Source organism: Myxococcus sp. SDU36 (assembly GCF_030168875.1).
Taxonomy (GTDB): Bacteria; Myxococcota; Myxococcia; order Myxococcales; family Myxococcaceae; genus Myxococcus; species Myxococcus vastator.
Map to the genome: position 1 here is coordinate 8701821 of NZ_CP077414.1, position 21111 is coordinate 8722931.

Genomic DNA, 21111 nt, shown 5'->3' on the forward strand with positions numbered 1-21111 from the left:
CGCGGCTCACCTGATGGTGCGATAGAAGGCCCGGATATCGGCCGCGTAGTGCTCCGGAGCCTCGAGTGCTGGGAAGTGCCCGGCCTGCCGCGCCTCGGTCCAGTGGACCAGGTTCTGCAAGTGCCGTTCGCCCCAGGCGCGCGGCGCGGGATTGTCGACGTCGGCGGGCACCAGCACGCCATGCTTCACGTCGTGGCGGGGCATCGGCGCCAGCAGCTCCTGATCGGCGAAGGCCTCTTTGTACAGCCGAACCGATGAACCAATCGTCTGGGTGAACCAGTAGACCGAGAGCAGGGTGCAGAGGTCGTCGAGCGAATAGACCGACTCGAGGCGGCCGTCCTGCAGCCGGCTCACGCTGTGAAACTTCTCGATGATCCACGACGCCAGGCCCGCGGGTGAGTCGTTGAGGCCGACGGCGAGCGTCTGCGGCTTGGTTCCGTGAAGCATGACGTAGGCGCCCTGCGTGACGGTCCACAGATCGACGCGCCGGAAGTAGTCCGCTTCTTCGGGCGTCGGCGCCTCCGGTCGCGGGTACCCCGAAAAGACGTTAAGGTAGTGCGCACCCATGAGACGGCCGGGATGGTTGCGGACCAGGCTGAAGCAGACCCCGGAGCCCAGGTCCGAGCACGCAACGAGGAACTTCTCGTAGCTCAGCCGGGTCATCAGCTCGGCCCAGAGATGACCCATGCGACTCATGTTCATGCCCTTCTTCGTCGGCCGGCCCGAGAACCCGAATCCCTGCAGCGAGGGAATGATGACGTCGAACGACACCCCGTTTTGCTCGGCGGTGAGCAGCGGAATGAGCGGCAGGAACTCGACGAAGTTCGATGGCCAGCCATTGGCAAGGACGATGGGAATGCGGGTTTCGCCCTGACCCGGCGCATGAACGAAATGAACCCGCTCGCCATCGATCTCCTCGATGAATTGCGGAATCGCGTTGAGGCGCTGCTCGGCGGTGCGCCAGTCGAACCGCTCCGCCCAGTGGGTGACCAACTTCCTGAGCAGCTCAGCATCGGTGCCATCGTCCCAGCCGACGCCTTCGACCGCTGCGGGGAAGCGAGTTGCCTTCAGCCGCGCCCGAAGGTCGGCGAGCTCGGAATCGGAAATGGCAATGGTGAATGGGCTCATCGTGCGTCTCCTTGGTTTGTGCATCCCAAGGTTGTGCCCGAGGTGTGCTGACAGGGCGTGTCAGCAGTGTTCGGTCACACGCTCGCCCAGCCAGGCGCTTGCCCCAGCTCCACGAACAGCGTGGTCACGCTGCCTGAACGACCTGCTCCAGCGCCGAACACGGGAGCAGGCCGCAATTGTCCACTCAACTCAGGCGATGAGCTCGGAGAGCACGCCCTTGGTCTGCGCCGGGTCGCCGAAGTCGTCCAGGTTCCCGCCGGCCGCGTTCCTCAGCCCCACGGCGGTGCCAATCGTGTTCAGCATCCGGTTGTGGTTGGGACTGCCGCCGCCCGACGCCTCGACGTAGACGCCCTGCTTGAGGAAGCCATTGCAGCTCCCCGCCAGGACGAAGGGCACATTGCGCGCCGAGTGCGCCGGCCCGTTGCCCAGGTCGTTGTACCAGACCGCCACGCCGTGCTCGATGAGGCGCTTTCCGTCCGGCATCTGGTAGGCCACCAGCCGGTCCAGGAGGTGCTTGAAGGCGCTCGCGAACTGCACGTCCACGTGGTGGTGCAGCAGGTCCGAACCGGTGATGATGCCGCCGCTGGCGTCGTGCGACGAGCGACGGTGGGACACGTAATGGAAGTTCTCCATCAACTGCCCCGTCTCCGGGTTGCGGTAGCGCGTGTCGCCGTCGTTGCCGTTGCCCACCTGGATGACGGCCGCGCGGTTGGTGCCGCACGCCATCGCCATCACGGCGATGTCCATGTGCAGCCTGGCGGTGGCGAGCACCTCGGTGCCGTCTGTGCTGTCATAGCCGGGCGCCTGCTGCTGGAGGATGAGCTCCTGGTCCGCGCGCATGCGGCAGCTCAGGGCGACCTCCAGGTCCCGGACGTTGGACAGGTGCAGGTCCAGGCGCTCATGGTCGGACGCGCTCAGCTCGGGACGCTGCTGGAGCGCCTGGAGCTGGGCCTTCACCAGGTCGTTCACGCTGCGCTGCCGGACGAGGAGCTGCTCGCGAGCCTCGGGAGTCAGGCCTCCCGGGCCGCCAATCATCGTCTGGTACGCATTCCACGGGTCATGCAGCGCGGCCCGGCGCACGTTGCTGCTTCGGTAGGAGAGGCAGGGCCCCCCGAGCCAGCCGCCACGCCGACCCGCGTAGAAGACGAGCGAGTCACGCTGCTGCGGATTGAGCTCGCGGCCGATGCGGTGGTCGATGGACTCGCCTCCGGACTCGGAGCCGCCGCCCGCGCCCTCCACCACGGGGCCCCGCGCGGTCAGCCCCTGCATGGCGCCGCGGGCGTGGCCGTCCCCGTAGTTGTAGTCCCTCATGTTGACGTTGCGCACCAGCAGCAGGTGCGCGCGGTGGTCATTGAGCACGCCCACGGCCCGCCCGGCCATGCTCTCCGCGGTGAGCGCACCCAGGGTGCGCGGCCAGAAGCGCTCCGGCTCCGCGCCGAGCTCCGACGTCGTCTGGGCCGAGGCGACGCCGTTGGCCTGCCGGAAGAAGATGGCGTACGGCAGCGCCCCCGAGTCCGCCGCGCGGGCGGTCCTCGGCATCAGCCCTTCGAGAAACGGCAGGCTCAGCATCGTCCCGCCCAGGCCCTTCAACACCAGCCGGCGACTCAGCTTCATGGCAGCTCCTCCGGGTGGCGATTCACGAAGCCCTCGCTGGTGACGACCTCCACCACGAGGTCAACGATGGACAGGTTGCCCGCCTGCGACAGCTTTCCGAGCCGCTCCACCAGCGGCATATCCTCGTGGGAGAACGGGCGCCCGTGGAGGTACTCCACCCAGTGCCGCGCGTAGCACGAATGCACCACCTCACTGGCCGCGAGCGCGTCCGCCAGGTCGAGCGCGTCGCGCACCGACACCGTCTCTCCGAAGATGTTGGGAGACGCGCTGGCGTCCACCGGATGTCCGTTGTCCGTGGTGCGGTAGCCGCCGATGGCGTCGAAGTTCTCGAAGGGGAAGCCGAGCGGGTTGATGAGGTTCGAGTGGCAGCTGGCGCACGCAGTCCCTGGCACTTCGGTGTGCGAGGCGACGACCTCGCGATTGGTGCGGCCCTGGGGGGCGGGGAGCGGTGGGATGTTGGCCGGCGGCGCGCCAATCTTCCGGCAGATGATGCGCTCGGACACGAAGACGCCGCGGTGGATGGGGTCCGGGTCCACCGACGTCGCGTGCGAGGCCAGGAAGCCCACCTGGGTGAGCACGCCCTTGCGCTCGCGCGAGTCCAGCGTCACGGGGACGAAGTCGGCGGTGAACGCGCCACTCAGCCCGTAGACGCGCGCCAGCTCGTCGTTGACGAAGGTGGCCGGCGAGGTGAGCAGGTCGCTGTAGCCACCCCTGCGGGAGAAGACGACGTCCTGGACGAAAAGGGTCGTCTCCCGGGCCGCGTACTCCCCGAGGCGCTCGGACACCTGCGGGTAGCGCGTGAGGGAGGGCCGGATGGCGGCATAGCGGGGCACGTCGAAGAGGGTGCTGTGGAAGGCCTCCACCACCTTGTTCGAGCGCGCGTCCTGAAGCATGCGCCGTGCCTGCGTGGCGACGCCCTCGCGGGAGTGCAGGGTGCCCTCGCTCGCGGCGGCGAACAGGGCGTCGTCCGGCATGGCGCTCCAGAGGCCGTAGCTCAGCCGCGAAGCCACTTCGTAGTCGTCGAGCGGCACCCGGTCCTGCACGGCCTCCGTGCTGCGCTCTACGCGGTAGAGGAAGTGGGGCGACTGGAGGAAGGCTTCGAGCACCAGCCGGATGCCACCCTCGAAGGCCGAGATGTCCGCGTAGGCCTGGGGCCCCTTGCGGTACAGCCCGAGGTAGCGCTCCACCTCTTCGGACGTCAGCGGGCGCCGGTGCGCGCGCAGGCCGAAGGACTCCACGAAGGCGCGGGCGCGCTCCTCGTCGGTGGCGGCCGACGGAGGCAGCAGGCGCGCGAGCTTCGTCGCGTCCGTCGTCACCTGGCCGGCGAGCTCCTCGGCGGCGCGCTGGTAGGCGCCCCAGAGGGCCTCGTCGACGGAGAGGGCGCGCGCATCGTTGTCAAAGAGAAAGCCGCTCTGGGCGGGGTCCGCGCGAAAGGTGCCCGCCAGCGTGGTGGGCGGTGCGTCCAGCCTGAGCAGCTCCTGCACGCTGTTGGCCCACTGCACGTGCGTCAGGCGCGCCATCCGCACGGACGGGGCTGGCTTCTCGATGACGGTGGGCGGGGGTGTACCGGGGCCGGGGCCCTCCGGGTTGGAGATCGTTCCTTCGCAGCCAGCAGCCCCGCTCAAGACCAGCCCGAGCACCACCGGGCGCCACCACCGTCCCCGCTCCGCTGGCTCTCGTGACAACCGTTGTGACCGCATCCTCGGCACGAGCGCCTCCATCATTGGGAGACATATCCATCGGATGGATGACGCGTTCCTGTCAATGTATCCGCGACTCGCACGCGCATCGGTCATATGGCCCGATGACACGGATACTGAAAAACTCGTGTCACGCGTGCATCCGTGGCGGAAAGTGTGGAGGAGGCGCCACATGCGTGGGGGACAGACCCCCTCAATGCGCCGGTGCTACAGCCTCAGATACACGCCGAGCTGACCGTTGAAGTACAGGTCCTTGGCGCCGCCGGCGAAGACTGGGGCTCCCTCCGCGGCGTCGGCGGTGAAGGAGTAGCTCCGCAGCTCTCCGCCCAGCCGTAGACCCAGCATGCGCGTCAGGGCGAACTCCACGGCGAGCTCGCCATCGAGTCCAGAGCCGCTCAGCTCCGGGATGTAGTCGTCCGAGGACAGCTCGCCGCTGCTCAGCACGTGCTGGTAGCCCGCGCGCGCGGCGATGGCCCATCGCTCGGTGAGCGCCTTGCGCAGGCCCAGCTCCACGTGCGCGAAGCGGTAGTCCACGTCGGGCAGGGCGAAGGTGCTCTCCGGCGGGAGGTCCACCGCGAAGGAGTGGGTGCCGTACAGCGCGCCCACCGAGACCTCCAGCCACCGCAGCGGCAGGCGGAAGCGCAGGCCCCCCTCCAGGAACTGCGCGGTGGTGCCGTACGTGGAGCCATCCGGGAGCTGCGTGGACAGGCCGAGGGCGCGTGAGCCCCGCGCCACGATACCCAGGTTGTGCACCATCCCATCCGTGAAGTGGGAGAGCGGGAAGTAGCTCACCGCGAGGCTCGCCGCCGCGGCGCTGTTGAGGCTGTAGTCGGGCAGCGCGTTGGCGTTGTTGCCCGAGAAGTTGAAGCGGCGGAACAGCCCCTGTCCGGACAGCAGCGCCTCCAGGATGGGGCCGTCCAGGTTGCGAAGGCCGGCTGCGGTCGGCTCGGGCTTCACCGGCGGCTCCTCCTTCTTCACGGAGGGCGGAGGAGGCTTCACCACCGCCGGGCGCGGTGCCTCCGCGATGGGGGTCGGGGGCGCGACCTCCGGCTCGGAGACAGGCGTCGGAGGCGTGACGGCGGCAGGCGGGAGGCGCTGCGCCGGGCCGGGCTTCAGGGCCGCGCCCAGCTTGGGCTCGAGCTCGCGCCGCACGTCGGGGAAGGCGCGGTGGGGGCGGACGTCCCAGCGCTCCTCCGCGAGGAGGGTGCCGTCCTTGCCGGAGTAGGCGCGGACCTCCACGTCCCAGCGCTTCGTCCCCTTCACCGAGGCGAGGATCAGCACGTCCGCGCCGAGCTTCTTCGCCAGCGCCTGCCGCTGCGCAGCCGTCTTCGGACCGCCGCGGATGCGCTTCACTTGGGCATCCACCTTCTTCGCGGGCAGCACCTCTCGCCCGCGTCCCTTCTTGCCCAGCTCCTGCGTCAGCACCCTGCGCAGCGCCGCCGCCTGGGGGCCCTCCGGGCGCAGCACCGCCACCTGGGTCTTCTGCGCCTGCGTCTTCTTCGCCTGCGCGGCCTCGGCCGGGCGGTACGACACGACCAGCGCCAGCACCAGCAACACCCATCCCGCGATGCGACTCACAGGGCCACCTCCTTGGAGCGGACAGACGAGGTGGAAGCGGCCGGGAGGATAGGGACGAAGGGGCGGGAACGCATGGGTGCTCGGCTTCCAGTGACGAGACGGGGGCTGCCTCAGCCTAAGGCAATTGAGGGGCCAAGATCCCGGAGCTTAGAGCTTATCTCGGTAGGAGCGCGTGGAATCAGGTGATGATGCCCACCGTGAGGTGCAGCATTCCCGGATAGGTGACTTCGCGTAAGCGTTCAGGTGGGATGGGCGGTTGATCGAGCACCGGGCGGCGCTGTGGACTTTCGTCGACAGGGACGGAGTCGAGCCCACCAACAACCACGCGGAGCGTGAGCTGCGGGCCTTCGCCCTGTGGCGCAAGCGAAGCTTCGGCACGCAGAGCACCCGGGAGAACCTCTTCGTTGAGAGGGTGATGACGGTGGCGCACACCGCCCGCAAGCAGGAAAAGAATGTGCTCGAATTCCTGACGGCCTGATGCACCGCCGTCCGGACGGGGGCGCCCTCGCTCTTCGCCGCGCCCTGAACGCTACGTGGCCTTGCCTCCCATGGGGAAGTAGCGCGTCGCGTTCCGCTCTCCTGTGCTGCGCACGCGGCCCTCGTGCTTCAAACGCATCATCGGCCGATGATGCGCCCGAGGCTTTTCTCCGACGTGCGCGGCGATGACCTTCATCGTCTCGCCCGGCCACGCCTGCACCGCATCGAGCAACCGCTTCGCGAGGTTGGCGACGGCATCTGAAGAGCGTCGGACTCTCGTTCCCCGCCGCTGCATCGCCACGGCGGGCGCGGGAGCCACCGCCGAGAACGCGCGCTCCCCACCGCCGCCTTCACCAGGCGTTGCTGCTCCACCAGGTGCTCGTGGACCAGTCGTTCAATCTTCAATTCCAGCGTCGCAGGGGGGGCGCGTGCATCCGCCACGGGTTGCACGCCGCGCCGACGGCCTCAACACCACCCCTGAACGGTTACGTGTTGCTGTGATTGTGGCGTAGGTGTTGGATTGTTATGGACGTAGTTGTGGCTGGCGATGGGGGTGTTGATTTTTGCCCACTTGGGGGTGCCTCGTTGAGTTGCTCTTAGGGGGTTGTGGTGGAGTGTTGGCGAGACGTGGGTTGCTGGTGTGGGATTGGAGTTTTGTTGTTTGAGTGGCCTGGATTGGAAACAGCCTCCAGTAGGGGCTATTGCGAGGATGATTATGAGTGGGATTGTGTCTGGAATGACCTTTGTCCGTACTGCGGCAGTGGTGGCCGCTAGTCTCACGATGCTCGGCACGAATGCGGCCTACGCGGACATCATCCAGGTTTGGGACAGCCTTGAGGGGCCCACGCCGTGGACCCGCTGGCAGGGCGGCGGCGATGGCGACGGCGTGGCCGGCTACGACATCAACGGCGGCGTGGCCCTCTACGGTGCGAACAACGGCTGGTTGTACGTTGGCAACGGCTGGGCGGCCAATCGCATTCCGGTGAATATCGGCCACTGGCAGCGGCACAACTGCGCCGCTGCAGTGTCCGTGAATGTGCTCGCGCCGGGCGCCTTTGTGGGTTTGCAAATCTGGAATCCGAACGGCTGGACGATCATCGCTGAGACCTATCCATGGATCGTCGGAAATGGCACTGGCTACCACCAGATCGCGATCGGCAACCTGAACCTCTCCAGGTTTGGAACGGTCTACCTGCAGGTGATCTATGGAAATAGTGACAACATCAAGAAGTTTGTTCGCTTCGACGACATGGTGCTGCAGTGCAGCTATTAGCTGTCTGTTGGATTGGATTTGCTGCTTGGGTGTCGTCCGTCCCGCTGAAGGGGTTTTCCGCAAGGGCCGCCCGGCATTGCCGGGCCAGGCCATCAATGCCCCGGCGGAAGTCCACCGGCTCAATGGCCACCAGCACCCGCATCTGGGGAGTGATTTGAATCATGGGCCCCGCAGCGCGGCCACCAGGGCCGGCACGTCGAAGCCCTGGCACGAGGCGGGCACGGTGAGCGTCAGCCGGCCGCCCTCCCGGGCCTCGTACTCAATGACGAGGTTGGCGGCGGGGACGGGTGCCAGCAGTCGCGCGGCGCTCACCTCGGCGAAGCCGTCCGGCCTGGCCACCGCGCCTGACTGGCGGCTCGGCTGGAGCGCCGCCGACGTCCGGGCCTCCAGCGGGCATGGCCCACCCCCCCCAACGCGCGCGCGACATGCGACACTCCGTAGCGCTGCGCCGCCGAAACCGCCGCCCTCCACAGCGCCTCCGGCATCCGTCCCTGCTGGGGACGCGTCAGCCGCCACTGCTGCACGCGCCCGCGCAACGCCTCCACCTCTGCCGCTGCGGCTCTACTTCGTCGCGCCACCGTGTCTCTCCCGGTCCACTCCCATGGGCCGAAGACGGTACCGGGGGGCGCCAGGGCCCTTCACGCACGTTTGCCGGAAGGACACATTGCGTCGATGGCTCGGGCTGCTGCGCGCTGGGCGCGCTTTTCGTAGAATCCCACGCCATGGGCCTCCTCACCTTCGGTCTCAACGTGACTTTGGACGGGTGCATCGATCACACCCAGGGAATCGTGGACGACGAGCTGCACGACTATTGGACGCAGCTCATGGAGCAGAGCGGGGCGATGCTCTTCGGGCGCAACACCTACGAGCTGATGGAGGGGGCCTGGCCCGCAGTGGCACGCGACGAAAAGGCGCCGCGCGCGATGCGCGAGTGGGCACAGAAGCTCGAGGCGAAGGCGAAGTACGTCGTGTCGGGCTCGCGGAGCGACTTTCCGTGGCAGAACACGATCAAGGTAGAGGGTGACCTTCGCGAGGCGATCTCGGCGCTGAAAGCGAAGACCGAGCGGGGGGTCCTCGTCGGAGCGCCCAAGCTCGCGACTGTGCTCGAGGAGTTGGGGCTCATCGACGAATACCGCATCGTCGTTCATCCCATCATCAGTGGCCGCGGGCCGACGTTGTTTCATGGCCTGTCGAGTGCGCGGCACCTCGAGCTCCTATCGACGCAGCGGTTCAAGTCCGGCGTGCAGGCGCTCCACTTCCGTCGCAAAGCGGGATGAGCGTGGAAGGACCCGAGCGCCTCTCCGGCGGCTGCCTGTGCGGCAGCGTCCGCATCGTCGCGTCGGGACGGCCATGCCGCGTCGGCGTGTGCCACTGAGCCTACCCCGTCAGCGGCCCTCCTCGGCCCCTCTGCAGCCCCCATCCCTCTTGTGAGCTAGAAGCTCGTGAAATCAATCTGCAGGATGGGTGTGTCCGCTTCGATGTCGCGCCGGAACCGCCCCCACCGGTCGAGCGTGCTCTCGTCAAGCACGGCCGGGTCGCGATACTGGTGGAACAGCGCGTAATTCATCGAGCGCTGGAGCGCGAGCAGGTCCGGCACGGCCGCGAGCCACTCGCGCTCCATCCGGCGGAGCTCCCGATACCCTTCAAGGAACGGCCCCAGGAACGCAGCGACCGCTTCGTCGCGCGCCTCTCGAGCCTCGCCTCGCGCGATGTAGAAGAGGAGTACCGCGATGTCCTTGACGAACCACGCGTACTCGCAGTTGTCGAAGTCGAACGCGGTGACCTTGCCTTCGGCGAAGCAGAAGTTGTGCATGTGGAGATCGGCGTGGATCAGCCCGTAGCTCTCCGGTGTTCGCGGTAGCTGGTTCAACCGCGCGATGATCGCCGCGGTGCGCTCGCGAACGAGCTTCTCCTCGGGAGGCGCGAACCGGTCGATGTCGACCACGTCGTACTCATGCCATTCCTGGCGCTTGAGCCTGGGGCTCGAAGGCGCGTAGGTCTGGGCGCGGTTGTGGAGCCGCGCGAACAGCCGGCCCAGGTCGCGGAACAGGGGGGGCTTCCAGTAGCGCTCCTTGAGCGGAGGCGCGTCGTCGAAGACGATGCCCGGCGCGCGCTCGAACGCGGTGGCGACGAAGTAGCTGCCGGGCTCGCGGTCTTCGATCCGCTCCACGAACTGCCCCGCATCGGAGAGGACCGGCGAGGCGATTGGAATGCGCGCGGCGGCCAGATAGCGAACGAACTCGACCTCACCCAGCGTGTAGTCGATTGTTCGCCGCGTACTGTGCGAGATGCGCAAGATCAGGCCCTCGCCGTCGTCGTTCTCCGCCTCGTAGACGAAGTTCTCGAAGGCCGTGAGCTCGGTGAGCTGCTCGGGCGACAGGCCATACCGGCGCGCAGCCTCATCGCGAATCGGTTCGTGGAAGCGGCGGACGAGCTCTGGATGCATTGAACCCTCTAGTCCTTCAACGTGAGGCTGCTCTCACCGTAGCCCAGCACGGTCGAGGCAGAGTCGCTGGTGACCGAGACGCCCAGGCCGCGCGCGAGGGTCTCCGCCAACGGGGGGCCATTGCGCGGCCGCGTGAACACAGCCAGGTCCGCGCCGGTCAGGGGGTGATCCGGGCGCCGGAGCCGCTGGTTCAGCATCGCTTGCTCGCGCTCGACGACGCGCAGGCACCGGCGCTCGAGGGCGAACGCGCTGGCGGCGACGCCAGCGAGCTCACCGCAGATGGGCTCCGCCACGACCTTGTCTCCCGGCAGCCCATGCGCGAAGAGCTCGGCCAGTCGCCGCTGGCTCGTGGCCTGCTCGGCGGGATCCAGCTTCGCCAGCGCGTCCAGCGAGGTGCCCTGTGGCGTGCCGGGGAACGCCTCGCCGATGCGCGCGAACAACCAGCGGCTGAGCTTGATCTCGCGCTGGTATGTCTCGGCGAGTGGGAAATCGTCCCGGAGCAACGGGTAATGCGCGACATCGATGGGCGCCTCCACGCACGCTTGCAGCGCGGTGCGCGGGAGGTGTCCGGCGAACGCCGCCCGGAGCCGTTCGTGGAGCAGCCCCTGGGTCGCGCCGAGGAAGCGGACCACCGATTCGACGCGCTGCCCGAGCAGGCCGTAATCGAGCGCGGCGTCGAGATCGCCGAGGCGCGCTGCGATGTCGGGCTGGGCTTCGATGGGTGCCGGGGCCGAGCCGGTCAACACCTGCATATATTCGTTGATCAGCGCCGGCGGCCCGGCGCACACGCCGTGCGGACCATGGAAGACCGCGTGACGCTCGGCATAGTCCACGATCGATTGCGCGGTGACGGGCTGCTCGGGGGCGTCGCGCACCAGGTCGTTGGTGACCAGGCGAACTCCGTCGATCAGCCGGAACATGGCCGCGAGCCCGCTGTCGAGCTCGCCGTTCGGCACCGGATGGGTGCCCCGCACCAGCACGTACCCGACCGACGCGAGCGTGCAGACGACCATCATGTGGAGCTCGCCCGCGGTGAGCACGCCCGGGGTCCGGGGCGGCATGCGCGCGAGGAAGGCCCTGCGGAACTGCTCGGTCAGCGAGAGCAGGTCCGGCCACTGACGCGCCATGCCCTTCATCGCGGTCACGTTCATCGGGCGTTCGCTCTGGTACCGGCTCCCCGCGTAGTGGCACTGCTTGCGCACGGTGGGGAGATCGAGGAACAAGGTGCGCGGTGCGACGTTGTTCTCGCCCACTTGCCGGCCGTCACCGTCGAGCGCCGGATGCGCCACGCGGTAGACCGGCACGACCACCTCGAGGTTCGAGAGCTCGAACGCCCGTCCGAACGCCTGTTCGGTCAGCACGGGGCAACGATTGTCGCTGGCGCTGAACGTGAGCGGCTCACGCCCCGCTGGCACCTCACCCAACCGCTCAGGGAAGGACACCGAGGGGCGGCCCGTGGGCGCATCCGAGACCCGCCTCAACACCCCCTGTTCGATCAATGCTTCGAGCAGGTCCCGGATCTTGTCCCAGGAATGGGGCGCGCCGTCCGACCACGCCATGGCGTCGGAGGCTTGAAATTGCTCGACCTGGAGCAGCTTCTCGCCCAAGGGCGCGATGTCCGGCTCGTCGAAGATGAGCTCCACCTCGCCATAGAAGAGGTGCAGGACCTGCTGGCCATTCCCCGCGTCGAGCCGGTCGTGCGTGAGCCGCCTTCGATTGGGAATGTAGAGCATCTCATCCGCTTGCAGTTGTGCCATGGCTTCTCACTCCCGCTTCAGTGTGACGTCGCGCGACCAGGTGCCGCCGAGCGAGCGATAGACCTCGACGCGATGGTTGAGCAGCAGCCGTTGCGCTTGCAGACTCGCGCGCTCGAGCCCGACCAGATTCGTCATGGCGGCGAGCACCGTCAGATAGTCCGATTGCCCCTGCTCGAAGAGCCGCCTCGCCTCGTCCAGGAGCTGCTGCCCGAGCTGGACCTGCGCACGCAGGCTGCGCAGGCTCGTCGCCTCGTTCTCCTCCTGGACCACGGCATCCTGCACCCGTCCGATCGCGGTGTGCAGCGCGAGTTGGTATTGGATTTCGCGACGCTGGAGCTGGATCGGCAGTCGCATGTACTCGGTGACTCGCCTTCCGTCGAACAGGGCCCAGGTCAGGTTCACCCCGACGATGGACTCGGCCAGGGCCGGCTCCGAGAGGCCGACCTTCAAAGCGCCCACGTTGCCCACCAGTTGGATCGTCGGAAGCCAGCTCGCCAGGTTCGCGTTGATGCGGTGCTCGACCTCGGCGACGCGCAGCTCCGCGAGCCGCATCTCGGGCGTGTTCACGTTCAGGTCGCCCGGCGTTCCGAGTTTCGGTGGGGGCGGGAGATCGGGAAGCTGTCGATCGAGTGGAACGACGTCGTCGGCGGGGGTGGGGACCCGGCCCAGCAGCGCCTTCAGCTCCGAATTCAAGAGCGCGTTCCGGGTGGCGATCAGCGGCACCTGCGATTCGAGGTTCACCAGCAACTGCTCCTGCTGCAGCACCACGAGCCGGGGCGTGAGGTGCTGCTCGAACCGCGCTCGAATCAGCCGGAGCAGTTCCTTGTTGTAGTCGATCTGCCGCAGCGTGAGGTCCCGGAGCGCGCGGGCCTCAAGGATGTCGAACCAGACCTGGGTGATCCGCACAGCGAGGTCCTGGACGCGGCCCTCGGTGAGCTGCCGCTGCTGCTCGGCGAAGTTCAATCCCGCGCGCCGCTGCGCACCGAGGGCTCCAAACAGGTCGACCTGGTAGGCCACGCCGAAACCGACGGTGGCGACGTCGTACTCGGCCCGGGTTGGCGGCGCGGGCGGAAGGTTGGCGTTGGCAACGACATGCCTCAGCCCCGCCGGGTTCAGGATGCCGACCTGGAGCGGGTACCACCAACCTTGCGGCACGTTGGGGTCGAGCTGGTTCTCGTAGATCAGCTCCCGCACTTCGCGCAGGACCAGGTTGTCGCTGAAGCACTCCTGGATGGCTGTGTCGAGCGCCGGATCGGCGAACGCCGACCACCAGACTGCGTCCTGGGTGACGCGCTCGGCAGGCTGCGCGGGCACGCCCTCCTTCGACGGCTGCGGGCTTGGAACCCCGCCCTCGGGTGCGCTGGACGGTGGGGGCGGCTCGGTGCGCGGTTCGGCGGCGGTCGAGTAGCTGCTCGGCGTCGGAGGCGGGTTGACGACGACGGGACGGATGAGCTCGCAACCGGAGCAGGTCATCGCGAGGAGGGCGAGCGTAAATCGAAGTCTCATGGGTGGCTGACGACCACGAGGGCTTTCGCGTGGTTGAGGACGCAGCGCTGCGCGACCCGCATGGTCTCGGGATCGAGGGAGGCGAAGCTCTCGTCGAGGATGACCAGCTCGACCCCCTGCAGCAGCGTGCGCGCGATGTAGAGCCGGCTCTTCTCGCCGTGCGAGAGTTGCCAGCCGGTCTCGCCGATCATCTCCTCGAGGCCGGCGGGCATCTTGGCGACCAGCTCGTCCAACCCGAGCTCCTTGCACAGCGCGGCGGCCTTGGTCCGCAGCTCGGGCGAGGTGGGCCACTCGCGCCCGAGCAGGAGATTGTACGCGAAGCTGCCGGACAGGACGTGGTTCTCGTGGAACTGCGGCGCGGCGGTGATGCGCTTGCGCCAACCCGAGGAGCCGAACGTCGCGCGGTCCAACGCGTGCAGCAGCATCACACCGCCCTGCGGCGTCCTCAGGCCCGTGAGCAGCGACACCAGCGTCGACTTGCCACCGCCCGAGGGGCCCTCCAGCAGGATGCGGTCGCCTTGCGCGATCTGGAACGAGCAGTTCTCGAGCACCGGCCGGGTGCGCGCGTCGTGCCGGAAGGTCACGCCCCGCGCCTCGATGAGGGTTCCGCCGGCGGCGTCGGTGGGCTTGCCTCCCTCCATTTCGAGAGGGACTTTCGATTCGAGCTCGGGGCGGCCCACCGCGAGCAACAAGTCGCGGATCTGCTCGAACGACACCGCCGCCTGGGAGACCTGCTGGAAGTAGACGGCGACCTCGTCGAAGGCTCGCAGCGCGAGCAAGATGCCGCCCACGGACACCGCCAGCGCGCTGGCATTGGCCGTACCGCTGGCGAACGCCGGCAGCAAGGTCAGCAGGCCGAGCACCAACCAGCCGTCGCGCAGGAGCGCGGTCAGCTGCATGGTCCGGCGGTCCATGACCTTCGAGATCTCGGAGTAGGAGCTCAAGCGGACGTCTTCGCCATCATGCCAGCGCTCGAGCGGGAGCTGCGCCAGCCGCGTTCGATGGCCGAGCATGCGCTCGAGCAGGTCGTGGGTGATCTCGACGCGCGCGCTCGACCACGCCCGCTGGACGCCGTAGTGGCGGCGCGCGAGGACGAACGCGACCACGACCCACAGGACGAGCACCATCGCCTGGGGCCACCCTCCCGCCCCGAGCACGAGGATGACGCCCGCCAGAATCAAGTCGACGAGCGACAACACCGCGAGCAGGGCGCCGCCGACCGCGAGCTGCTCGACGACCTCGGCCTCGGCGACGCGGCCGAAATGGCGGCCGATGCCGTCGAGCCGCACCTCGTCGGGGGTCAGCTTGAGGGTTCCCGCAAGGAGCTGCTGCTTCAGCAGCGTTCCGAGCCGGATCGAGAACACGCCCTGCCACCACACCTCGAGCATGCGTAGCGGAATCGCGCACGCGATGACGGCGATCCACCCCAGGAACCAGCCGGTCTCGAGGTGGGCCTGGAGCGCGGCGCGGCCGAGCAACCAGAACGAGCCCGCCAGCACCAGCGAGAGGAGCGTGTGGCTCACGAGGATGCCGGCGACGAGCGACGGGATGTCGCCGAGCAGCGTCTTCCGGCTCGCAGTGCGCCTGGGGCGCATGATCCAGCCGGTGCGCAGCTGCGCCTGACCGAGCCGCTGCAGCAGCATCTGTGAGCGGGCGTGCTCGCGCGCACGGGGCGACATCTCCACGCCGCCGAGCAGCTGGTCCACCTCGGCGACGGTGGCTTCCTGCTCTTCGCGCAGGAGCGATATCGCGCTCTTCGTCTGGACCGAAACCGCTGTGGCGTCGCGCGCGAGCAGGCGCAGCTTCCCGCGCCGCGTACCCAGCAGCACCAGATAGGACGGGACGCCGTCTCGCCGGACCTGGAGGATGCAGGGCGCGGCGCGTGCGAGGACGTCGGGCAGCTCGTGGTAGAGCGGCGTGATCGGCTCAAGCTCCACGCCGAGTCGATCTCCGAGCGCGAACATCCAGACCCGGCTCGGCTCGACGGCCGCCGCGGGCGGAGCGATCTCGCCCGCAGCCCTGCCATAGCCTTGCCTCTGCGCCAGTTGCTCCAGCGCGTCGGGCAGTCGCTCGACCGGCCACAACAGGTCGGAGTGCGAGCGCGTCATCCCACCAGCTCCAACTCGCTTGCGACGGGCTCCGCGACCGGCGTCTCCACCGGCTTCGGCGCCGGCTTCTCCACCAACTGGCCGTCCGAAAGCCACCAATGGCGCCAGCGCCCACCGCCCCAGAGCAGCGTGCGATTCTCCTGGTCGGCGCGAAGGAGCACGGCGTACCGCGACTCTTTGTTCGCGAGCAGCTCCTTCGGCGGCCCGTTCTCGAGGATCCGACCGTTCTCTATCACGAGCACGCGATCGAACTCCTGGGTGTGCTCGACGTCGTGGGTGACACAGAGGAGCGTGATGTCTGCCCAGAGCCGCCGGGACTCGGCGAGGAGCCGCGCGCGCCGGTCGCGATCGAGACCGCGAAAGGGCTCGTCGAGGATGGCCAGGCGCACGCCGGAGCGAAGCATCGCGCGCGCCAGGCGCACGCGCTGACCTTGGCCGCCCGAGACCAGCCCTCCGCCTTCGCCCAACGACGTCTGCAGCCCGTCTGGAAGCGCCTCGAGGATGTCGAGCATCTCGGCGCCCTTGAGCGCCCCCGACAGTGACCAGCCTTGCGCGCCGTCGTTGCCATACCGGAGGTTGTCGATGAGGCTCTGGTTCCAGAGACTGATCGCTGGATCCACCCAGGCCGTGGTGCGCCGCAGCCGCTCGACAGCGGCTTGATCGAGCACCTGCCCGTCGACCTTGATTTCGCCGCGCGCCGGCCGGAGCCAGCCGAGCAAGAGGCCGACCAGCGTCGACTTGCCTGCTCCGGAGACACCGACCACGGCCACGTGCTCGCCGGGGGCGATGTTCAAGGAAACCTTGTCGAGGATGGTGTGACCGCCGCCTTTCACGCGGACCTTCTCCATCACGATCGAAACGCCGCTCGCGGCGCCCGCGGGCGCGACAGGCTCCCGCACTGGCGCCTCGGGCCGGGCCTGCGGCTCCTTGATGTCGCCGATGACGTCGAGGAGCCGGCGAACCCGGTTCATCGCATTCGGGAACGCGCGGCTCAGCATCATCAGCCGCTGGCCGAGGATGGGGAACCGCAGCGCCCAATAGACGACCAACAACACCAGCGAAGCCCGATCGGTGCCCGCGAGGTACGAATAGACGAGCAGCATGACGAGGCCGTAGCTCACCAGCATCAGCCCGCCTTCGAACCCGACCGACAGCGTCTGGAGCCAATAGCGCGCCTTGCTCCAGCTGACGAGCAAGGTCTCCTGCGCGCGGCGCAGCGACCGCTCGGCCCCGTGGATCCGGATCGGCGTGAGCCCGACGAGCGCGTTCAGGGTGAATCCGCTGAGCGCGCCTGCGTGCATCTGCACGCGCAGGTCGGGCTCGAAGAGCAGCTTCTGCGCGACCAGAGGCACGAGCAGCGTGACCGCCGCGAGCGCGAGCACGATGTGCCATGCGTGCGGTGCGGCCCAGATGAGCGCGGCAGTGATGCTCGCGACTTCGAGCGACAGGACCAGGGCCTGCGCGAGCAGGGGCGGCAGCGACCGCATCGCCTGGATGTTGTGCGTGCGAGACGCCATGTCGGAGGCGAGCCGGCTCTGGAAGTAGCGGTCCTCCATCTCGGGGAGCTTCTCGAAATACGCCTTTCGCAGCCGCACCTCGAGCCGGCGGCCGATGCCGAGCAATCCCAATGAAATGGGGATTTGGATGAGCATGAAGCAGAGCGCGACGCCCGCGAGAACGGCCATGCCCGTCGCACGCTGCGCGAACGTGCCGAGGTCGCGCCCCAGGTCGAGCACGCCACGGAGCATCAGCGCTTGCAGGATCCGCCCGAAGGTGGCGAACACCAGTCCCACCGCAATCAGGCCCGGAACGATCCACGAATCTTCGCCTCGCAGGCGGAGCAGCGTTCGCGCCGGGCTCACCTGCTTGGCGACGAGCTCCGTCGCCAGGTCGCTCGCGAGCACGGCCCTTGGCGCGTCTTCGCCTGCGCGCGAAGCCTCGCGCCAACCGCGAACCCGCATCAGCACCGCGCCGGTCATCGACAGCTCGCCCTCCACCTCGGGGTTGGGGCGAACGGACCAATAGGCAGCGGGAATGGGCACTGCGCCGGAATCGTCCTTCGCAATCATGGATTGCAGCAGCCCCGCCGCCGTCCGGCCTCGCCGGACGGCGCCCGCGCGGATCATCGCTTCGGACGCCCGGCACGCGGCGTCGAGCCTGGCGATCGACAGATACCCGGGGTCCTCGAGCGCCTGGGCAACCAGCGCCCGCGCCTGCGTCGCACCCAGGTTCAGCAGGCGGCGCTCGAACGTCGCGACCGCCTCCTCGGACCCGGCCCATTCGCGCCAGCCGGTCTCCGGAACGGACGTGGTGTGCTGGTACAGGTGGCTCAGCAGCGTCGAAATCCGGGTCCAGTGACGGCCCGCCGCCGGGTCCATGACCTGGATGAACGGGCCAACGCGATTCCACAGCACCACGAAGTGCGGCCGTCCTCCCGCGCTGAGCGTGACGATGATGGCGGGAAGCGCCTTGGCTTCGGGGACCACCACGTGATCGAGCGGAAGCATCACCTGCTCGGCGTCGAGCCCGAGCTGGTTCGCGACTTCATCCAAGGTGACGATCGAGGTGCCATCGACGTCCGTCTGACACACTTCGCGAAGGACGCGATAGTTGAGCTCGGCGCCCATCCCCGCGAACAGGCTCTTGAGTGAAGCGGGGCCGCAATCCGTCGCCGAGATCTGGATCACCTCGGGAATGATTGAGCGTCGGCGCCTGGGAGGAGTCATGGTCAGCGGGCCACTTCTTCGGGCCGGAACACAGTCGTGGGCCGTTCTTCAGGCTGCGGATTCCATTCGCCGACCGCCCGCATCAGCAGCGCGACAGGCGATGCCCGCGCGACCTCGACCTCCACCGCCAGGGTCATGCCGTGGCGCAGCTGGATGCGCGGATCGTCCGGCGGCGCGAACTTGAGCTCGACGCGCACCGTACCGGGGATGGCCTCGGGCGTGGCCGTCTGGCCGGGCTCGGTCCCGACGGCCGTCACGCTGGCGGGGACCGTCCCGTAGATGGTCGTCGGGTAGCCGTCGAGCTTGAGGCGCGCCGTTTGACCGGGATGGATCAATCCGACGATCTCCTTCGGGAAACGGGCGCGCACCCGCACCTCGGCATCGCTCGCGAGGATGGTGCCGACCCGCTGCCCGTCGGCGATGAACGCTCCCGCGCCGAGCTCCGCCACGTCGACCAGGTGGCCCGTGGCCGGCGCCCGATACAGCTTCTGCTCGATCTGGTACTCAAGGCGGTCGATGGTGCCCTGGAGCTCCCGGATCCGCCCCTCGGCGCCCAGCTCCTCGCGCTCGAATTCCAGCAGCTGCGCGGCGAGGGCTTGACGGCGCACGTTCTGCTCGCGCCGCAGCCGGATGAGCGCCAGGCCCTGCGCCGTCTGCGCGAAGCGGAGCGCGTCGACATCGGTCGTGCGCTCGAGCTTCTCCATCTCCGAGACCGCGCCCGTCGGGCTCTTGAGGGCCAGCTCCGCGCGTTCCACCGCGAGCCGGTGCCTGGGGGCGAGCTCCTGCTCCCTCTCCATCGCCTCCTTGATTGCGACCTCGTCCACCCGTGCCGTCAAAGCCGCCTCTTCGTGCTTGTTGGCGATCTGCTGGCGGATGATGGCGAGCTCCTTCTCGGTCGCGGCGAGCGTCGCCTTGCTCCGCTCGAGCTCGAGGCGCTCGGCCCGTGTGTCGAACTCGATGAGAAGGTCGCCTTCCTTGACCTCCTGGTCGAGTTTGAGCCGCGAGAGCACGACCCTGCCCGCGCTGGGCGGCTCGATGCGATGGACGGCGTTGTGTGGCTCGATCCGGGCCTGTGAGCTGGCCTTGACGAGCGGGACCTTGGCGAACAGCGACCAGGCGATGAGCCCGCCAGCGCACAACACCATCAGAGCGACGAACACGAGGCGCGTGTCCGACTCGTAATTCAGGGAACGGAGGGTTCGCTCGAAGGGATATGCCATGGTCCGCGAACCAAAGTCGCCTTAATGGTCGCGCCCTGTCAACACCTCGGCCACTGCTTTGTGATTCACGCTGCCCTTGTCTGAACACGGGCACCTCGATGCGCCGCGCGACTTCGTCCGCATCGCCGCAATGCGTTGCACATTAATCACTGGTTCGATTTGACATCCTGTTTCGAGTACACGTAGCGTTCAATTCGAAGAAAGGAGGCTCGACATGAAGATCAAGATCCACGTTCGCGGCGGCCCGAAGGCGCGCTAGTAGTCAGTCGGTTTGACGCCCGCTGTTGAGTCTGGGCGTTCCTCGTTTCAGATCAACAGAGGGGGGGTTGATGGGGATTTTCCATCAGCTCCTCTTCTCATTTCTGGCAACGTCTTGATCTTGCAGGTGCTCGTTCCTGCCAGGTTGATCCAGAACCGCTCGTACGTTGGCGCGAATTCGACGCGGCGAGTGCCAGCGAGTACGGGCCAGGGTGGATTGAGCCAGGCGCAAGACATCCGCGAAGCTGACAGTGGCCTTGGTGGTGTACCAGGGCCGCAGCGGCAGCTTCAGCTGCTGCCAGTGGGTGGCCAGCTCCATGTACCAGAGGACGCGCAGGGTGTAGCTCAAGCCTGCGAAGGGGGCGGTGCGCAGCACAGCCAGACGGCGGCGGGCGCGCGAGTCGGCGAAGCCGAGCAACTGCTTCAAGTCCCGGAGGAGCACTTCGGTGCTCCAGATGACGATTTTGAGCATCCGCGCTCCGGCCGCGCTCTTCCACCGAGCCACCAACTCCTTGCAGTCTACCTGTCGCGACTGGCCGAAGATGAGCCGTTGCGGCAACCCCTCGAGCACGGTGCTGCACGAGTAGGTTTCATCCGCGGCGAGTTCCAGACTGCCGGTGGGAAGCCAGGTGAGGACACGCTCCACCAGCTCTCGGCCCAACTGCGTCTTCTTCCGGTGCCGCAGTCCCTTCTTCTCGCACTCAGCCTTGCTACGGAGGACCCCAGCTGCCCACCCACAGCGCATGGCTTCAATCCCATGGGGCTGTGGTGGGCAGACTTGAAGCGTTACTGCAACGTATGGGTTCCGAGGCTCGACAGTACGCCCGTGCCTCCCGCGGGCAGGTAGGACCTCACGCCCGTCGCGGAGATGACGCCGGGCTGCGTGAGAATGCCCGACCAGGAGTCCGCCAGCACATAGGACCAGTCACCAGGCCGCGTCACCGCGGAGAACTTGAGGGCGAGCGGCACCAGGCTCCCGTCGGGGTTGTTGACGAAGTGGAAGGTCCCAGAGACGGGGGTGCTCAACGGTCCGACTGGCGTGAAGTGGGTGTCGTAGGTCCCGCTGAAGGAGCCGTCGTAATCGCTGGAGTGGGTGATGGTCAGGACGAACTCACCGTTCTCGGACTTGTACGTCCCATTGATGTTGAAGGCGTGGGCGGAGGTGCTGAGCATCAGCATCGGAAGGACGAAGAGGAGGCCGAAGAGCTTGCTCTGCTGCATGAGTGAAACCTCTCTGGGGGTCGAGGAGCCCTGCGTGGGCTCGGACCTTCCCTTGAGCACGCGTTGTGCCAGCCCGCACGGAGGTGGTGTCCGCAGGGG

Annotated in this window: 16 protein-coding genes and 1 pseudogene; 3 read left to right on the top strand and 14 right to left on the bottom strand. The window is 67.9% G+C overall.

The window, feature by feature from the left end; all coding sequences use genetic code 11:
• Positions 1-6: 6 nt before the first annotated feature.
• From KGD87_RS35445 to KGD87_RS35460, 4 genes are all read right to left on the bottom strand, one after another.
• A complete protein-coding gene (locus KGD87_RS35445) occupies positions 7-1128 on the bottom strand; it encodes an epoxide hydrolase family protein (RefSeq protein ID WP_284665333.1) in 1122 nt (373 codons plus the stop codon).
• Between the two features lie 189 nt (positions 1129-1317).
• The gene (locus KGD87_RS35450) at positions 1318-2742 is read right to left on the bottom strand and encodes a DUF1552 domain-containing protein (RefSeq protein ID WP_284665334.1); all 1425 of its coding nucleotides are present in this window, start codon (positions 2740-2742) and stop codon (positions 1318-1320) included.
• Positions 2739-4442 (bottom strand): DUF1592 domain-containing protein, encoded by a 1704-nt coding sequence (locus KGD87_RS35455; RefSeq protein ID WP_284665335.1) that lies wholly within the window; start codon positions 4440-4442, stop codon positions 2739-2741. Before KGD87_RS35455 ends, KGD87_RS35450 begins: the two co-directional genes overlap by 4 nt.
• 207 nt (positions 4443-4649) lie before the next feature.
• On the bottom strand, positions 4650-6020 hold the full coding sequence (locus tag KGD87_RS35460) for a hypothetical protein (RefSeq protein WP_284665336.1): 1371 nt from the start codon (positions 6018-6020) through the stop codon (positions 4650-4652).
• 256 nt (positions 6021-6276) lie between these two features.
• Between KGD87_RS35460 and KGD87_RS35465 the strand changes: the two are divergent.
• Positions 6277-6498, top strand: a pseudogene (locus KGD87_RS35465) (IS66 family transposase); the annotation flags it as partial.
• A 51-nt stretch (positions 6499-6549) separates the two neighbouring features.
• Here KGD87_RS35465 and KGD87_RS35470 read toward each other — a convergent pair.
• The gene (locus tag KGD87_RS35470; protein ID WP_284665337.1) at positions 6550-6816 is read right to left on the bottom strand and encodes a hypothetical protein; all 267 of its coding nucleotides are present in this window, start codon (positions 6814-6816) and stop codon (positions 6550-6552) included.
• 417 nt (positions 6817-7233) lie between these two features.
• Here KGD87_RS35470 and KGD87_RS35475 point away from each other — a divergent pair, with 417 nt between their 5' ends.
• Positions 7234-7770, top strand: a complete 537-nt coding sequence (locus tag KGD87_RS35475) for a hypothetical protein (RefSeq protein ID WP_284665338.1) — start codon at positions 7234-7236, stop codon at positions 7768-7770.
• Between the two features lie 159 nt (positions 7771-7929).
• On the opposite strand, the gene KGD87_RS35480 is transcribed toward KGD87_RS35475, so the two are convergent.
• The gene (locus tag KGD87_RS35480) at positions 7930-8109 is read right to left on the bottom strand and encodes a hypothetical protein (protein ID WP_284665339.1); all 180 of its coding nucleotides are present in this window, start codon (positions 8107-8109) and stop codon (positions 7930-7932) included.
• A 383-nt stretch (positions 8110-8492) separates the two neighbouring features.
• Here KGD87_RS35480 and KGD87_RS35485 point away from each other — a divergent pair, with 383 nt between their 5' ends.
• Complete coding sequence (locus tag KGD87_RS35485; RefSeq protein WP_284665340.1) at positions 8493-9047, top strand: dihydrofolate reductase family protein; 555 nt, start codon at positions 8493-8495, stop codon at positions 9045-9047.
• A 155-nt stretch (positions 9048-9202) separates the two neighbouring features.
• Here the strand turns inward: KGD87_RS35485 and KGD87_RS35490 are convergent, their stop codons facing one another.
• The 8 genes from KGD87_RS35490 to KGD87_RS35525 all read right to left on the bottom strand — a co-directional run bounded on the left by KGD87_RS35490 (position 9203) and on the right by KGD87_RS35525 (position 21012).
• The gene (locus KGD87_RS35490) at positions 9203-10216 is read right to left on the bottom strand and encodes a phosphotransferase enzyme family protein (RefSeq protein WP_284665341.1); all 1014 of its coding nucleotides are present in this window, start codon (positions 10214-10216) and stop codon (positions 9203-9205) included.
• 8 nt (positions 10217-10224) lie between these two features.
• On the bottom strand, positions 10225-11973 hold the full coding sequence (locus tag KGD87_RS35495; protein WP_284665342.1) for a hypothetical protein: 1749 nt from the start codon (positions 11971-11973) through the stop codon (positions 10225-10227).
• Positions 11974-11979: 6 nt separating this feature from the next.
• Positions 11980-13479 carry a TolC family protein gene (locus tag KGD87_RS35500; protein ID WP_284665343.1) on the bottom strand — a complete coding sequence of 500 codons (1500 nt, stop codon included), beginning with the start codon at positions 13477-13479 and terminating at the stop codon, positions 11980-11982.
• Positions 13476-15587, bottom strand: a complete 2112-nt coding sequence (locus KGD87_RS35505) for an ATP-binding cassette domain-containing protein (RefSeq protein WP_284665344.1) — start codon at positions 15585-15587, stop codon at positions 13476-13478. The genes KGD87_RS35500 and KGD87_RS35505 overlap by 4 nt, the downstream gene beginning before the upstream one ends.
• Positions 15584-18313: an ATP-binding cassette domain-containing protein gene (locus KGD87_RS35510; RefSeq protein ID WP_350100955.1), complete on the bottom strand. Its 2730-nt coding sequence runs from the start codon at positions 18311-18313 to the stop codon at positions 15584-15586. Before KGD87_RS35510 ends, KGD87_RS35505 begins: the two co-directional genes overlap by 4 nt.
• A gap of 2 nt (positions 18314-18315) precedes the next feature.
• Entirely contained in the window at positions 18316-19473 is a 1158-nt protein-coding gene (locus KGD87_RS35515) for an HlyD family secretion protein (RefSeq protein WP_284665346.1), read from the bottom strand.
• 403 nt (positions 19474-19876) lie between these two features.
• Positions 19877-20452: a hypothetical protein gene (locus KGD87_RS35520; protein ID WP_284665347.1), complete on the bottom strand. Its 576-nt coding sequence runs from the start codon at positions 20450-20452 to the stop codon at positions 19877-19879.
• Positions 20453-20577: 125 nt separating this feature from the next.
• Positions 20578-21012 (bottom strand): hypothetical protein, encoded by a 435-nt coding sequence (locus KGD87_RS35525; protein ID WP_284665348.1) that lies wholly within the window; start codon positions 21010-21012, stop codon positions 20578-20580.
• Positions 21013-21111 lie beyond the last annotated feature (99 nt).

What these genes read in the sequence shown, in the direction of transcription:
- KGD87_RS35445 (WP_284665333.1), bottom strand. Translation starts at nt 1,128, where the DNA reads ATGAGCCCATTCACCATTGCCATTTCCGATTCCGAGCTCGCCGACCTT.
- KGD87_RS35450 (WP_284665334.1), bottom strand. Translation starts at nt 2,742, where the DNA reads ATGAAGCTGAGTCGCCGGCTGGTGTTGAAGGGCCTGGGCGGGACGATG.
- KGD87_RS35455 (WP_284665335.1), bottom strand. Translation starts at nt 4,442, where the DNA reads ATGCGGTCACAACGGTTGTCACGAGAGCCAGCGGAGCGGGGACGGTGG.
- KGD87_RS35475 (WP_284665338.1), top strand. Translation starts at nt 7,234, where the DNA reads ATGACCTTTGTCCGTACTGCGGCAGTGGTGGCCGCTAGTCTCACGATG.
- KGD87_RS35485 (WP_284665340.1), top strand. Translation starts at nt 8,493, where the DNA reads ATGGGCCTCCTCACCTTCGGTCTCAACGTGACTTTGGACGGGTGCATC.
- KGD87_RS35490 (WP_284665341.1), bottom strand. Translation starts at nt 10,216, where the DNA reads ATGCATCCAGAGCTCGTCCGCCGCTTCCACGAACCGATTCGCGATGAG.
- KGD87_RS35495 (WP_284665342.1), bottom strand. Translation starts at nt 11,973, where the DNA reads ATGGCACAACTGCAAGCGGATGAGATGCTCTACATTCCCAATCGAAGG.
- KGD87_RS35500 (WP_284665343.1), bottom strand. Translation starts at nt 13,479, where the DNA reads ATGAGACTTCGATTTACGCTCGCCCTCCTCGCGATGACCTGCTCCGGT.
- KGD87_RS35505 (WP_284665344.1), bottom strand. Translation starts at nt 15,587, where the DNA reads ATGACGCGCTCGCACTCCGACCTGTTGTGGCCGGTCGAGCGACTGCCC.
- KGD87_RS35510 (WP_350100955.1), bottom strand. Translation starts at nt 18,313, where the DNA reads ATGACTCCTCCCAGGCGCCGACGCTCAATCATTCCCGAGGTGATCCAG.
- KGD87_RS35525 (WP_284665348.1), bottom strand. Translation starts at nt 21,012, where the DNA reads ATGCAGCAGAGCAAGCTCTTCGGCCTCCTCTTCGTCCTTCCGATGCTG.